Origin of the sequence: Siphonobacter sp. (genome assembly GCF_048595215.1) — a bacterium.
In the GTDB taxonomy this organism is placed as follows: Bacteria; Bacteroidota; Bacteroidia; order Cytophagales; family Spirosomataceae; genus Siphonobacter.
The window spans coordinates 1-2,948 of record NZ_JBMDWJ010000246.1 but is presented as its reverse complement, the minus strand read 5'-3'; the positions used below and the strand labels follow the sequence as shown (position 1 = coordinate 2,948).

Genomic DNA, 2,948 nt, shown 5'->3' with positions numbered 1-2,948 from the left:
CCTCAGAAGGAAGGGAATACGTACGCGGAAAGATGGGTGGGTATTGCACCATTACCCAACGTAACACTGTCGCAACGAATAAAGGGCTTACCCTACGGCAAATACACGCTCAAGGTAGGGGCACAACACATTACAGAAAATCCCTTGAGCGGACAACCCGGAGCGTATGTATTTGCGAATACGACCCAAAAAGAAGTTACTGTAAAAAATGAGTACACGATCGACTTTTTGGTGATGGACAGTACCACCGTCATTGGTTTCAAAACAGACAATTCCAAAGGGAACTGGGCCGCCTGTGATAACTTCCGTCTGTATTACAAGGGTGTAGCTACGGAGGCGATGAAAGAAAAGCTACAGGCTCTGGTCGATTCGACCCCGGACGTGTTGGCTAAAAAAATGCAAAACGCGACTCGTACTGCCCTTGAAAGTGCCCTGGCTTCTGCCAAACAAAGCATATCCCAAAACGCTGGGGGAGAGGAACTGACTGAGCGAGTCAAGCAACTAGAGACGAGCCTAACGGCAGCCCGGGTATCTAACGATGCCTATACCCAATTACAAACGGCCATTGACGCGGGAACGGCTGCCTACGGCGACGGCAGTGGCAAAGAGGCGGCTACTTTGTTGGCGGTTATCAATCAAAAAAAGGCTTTAGTTGCTAATCTGGACGCCGCATTGACGGATTTACAAAAGGGTCCCGACGAAATCAATGCCGCCATTTTAGCCTATCGTTATACCAATGCATCGAATACCACGCCGCTGGACATGACGCAACGGATGGTTAACCCCAGCTTTGAATCGGGTTTTACGGGCTGGAACAATACGGGTTTGTACACGCAAAACAATGCAGACTTTAATCCTCAGAAAGCCGGCAATACCTACGCCGAGCGATGGGCGAGCAGTCCTCCCGTGCCGAACGTAAGCGTTTCTCAGCAAGTAAAAGACCTGCCGAATGGAAAGTACACCCTGACCATTGGAGCACAGAACATTTCCCAGAATCCCGATACGGGGCAACCCGGCGGTTTTGTATTCGGTAATAACGCCCAAGCCGAGGTAAAAGCAAAAGGTGAGTACTCGGTTGACTTTTTGGTCGTAGACGGTACCGCCGTTGTGGGTTTCAAAACGGAAAATTCCAAGGGTAACTGGATGGCCTGCGATAACTTCCGGCTGTACTACAAGGGTGCCGCTACGGATGCTTTGAGAGAAAGATTGCAAAGTCTGGTGGATTCAGCTACGATTGTACTAGGTAAAAAAATGCGGAGTACCAATCGTACCGCTCTGGAAACGGCCGTAGCCGCTGCTAAAGTAACGTTGGATCAGAATGGGACGGAAGTGGCCGAGCGAATTGCTCAACTGGAGACGGATCTGAAAACGGCCCGCATATCCGTTGACGCCTATGGGAAATTACAAATCGCTGTGGATTCAGCCCTTGTCGTCTATGGTAATGGTAGTGGCCAGGGAGCGGCTGCGTTCAAAGCGGTGATTGACCAGAATACGACGTTGGTCAACAACCTTGACGCTGAATTGAGCAATGTACAGAAAGCTCCCCGTGAGCTCTATGAAGCCATGCTCATGTTCAGAGTAGCCAACGCAACTGGTTCCGCTCCGGTAGTAGTTACGGACTCGCGTTTCGCTCGGGGAGCTACAATGGCCTTCGGCCGTAGTACGGTTTCGGGCGTTGCTCAAAAAGATATTGTTGAGCAGGGTTTCTGCTGGAGTACATCACCGGATCCGAAAATTTCCGATAACCGAACGACCAAATTCTTCTCGAACAATGGAGCGATTTACCGGCTCGAAAACCTGCAACCCGCCACCATTTATTACATGCGGGCCTACGCAATCGGTCCGAATTTTGCGGTGGGCTACGGTAAAGTACTGAAAGTGATCACGATTCCTAAGGGTACAGTCACGTACGAATTGCGGGAAAGTGTGACAAATGGGGGGGATAACTACCCTCGCATCAAGCAAGCCGTTGAATCAGGGGTGTATTACTACAATAACCTGACTAGTGTTAAGGATCATCATTTGTCGGTTAATTACAATGCAGGCACGCCTACCGCAGAGGCGAGTTATGGTGGATACATGCAGTTTGGTGCCAACCCGAGCTATCAGCGAACGGGAACGGCTTTGCACGAAATGAACCACACCATTGGGGTAGGACAGCACTGGATCTGGTATGGCCCGAATTCGCCACTCCGGGCGGAAGGCAGCCGGGGCCGTTGGTTGGGTGAACGAGCCAATAAATTAGTACAGTTTTTGGAAAACAATACGGATGGATCCATGACGGGCGATGCCGTACACATGTGGCCCTTTGGAATCAACGGTGCTCACGAAGACACTGGCAACGAGTTTCTGTATACTGCCCACGCCCTGGTTACGCAGGCCTTGGGTGAAGATGGGCTGGCTAACCCTTCACGCGGCTTTACGACTCCTGCGTACACGTTCGAGCATACGCCTTCCCAAAAGTATTACCTCAAGGTAGAAGGTAATAAAGTAGGGCTCAACACCTCGTTCCTGGCAGAAAACGAATCCGGACAACTTGTGAATAAGAAAGCTTCCGGGTCAAGTATTCTGACCGATGATCGGGCGGCTTGGTACGTTGAGTTCGATCCTGCTACGGCGTTTTATCAACTCCGCAACGCCGCTACGGGTAAGTACTTCAGCTATCAGGGCAATAGCATTGGACTGACGGCAAGTGGAGCCGAGTCGTTCCAGTTGATGGGAGCCCGGTATGATACGAAGGTGGGCACTGACGAAAAGAACTTCATGGCGAAAGCGTACTGGATCACCGTACCACAAAACAATTATTCTTCGCCTACGCTGGCTGCTAGTTCCCCTGAATCAATCAATACCGTACCGTTCGACCTTACGGATGCCGCTACTGCTCAACGCTGGTTGATCTTTACGCAGGAACAGGTAAAATCGTTTGACTCCTTGCTGGTAGCTCCGAC

1 pseudogene is annotated in these 2,948 nt (G+C 50.7%); it reads left to right on the top strand.

Annotated elements, in window-relative coordinates:
* Window positions 1-2,948, top strand: a pseudogene (locus tag ACOJTG_RS15345) (hypothetical protein); the annotation flags it as partial.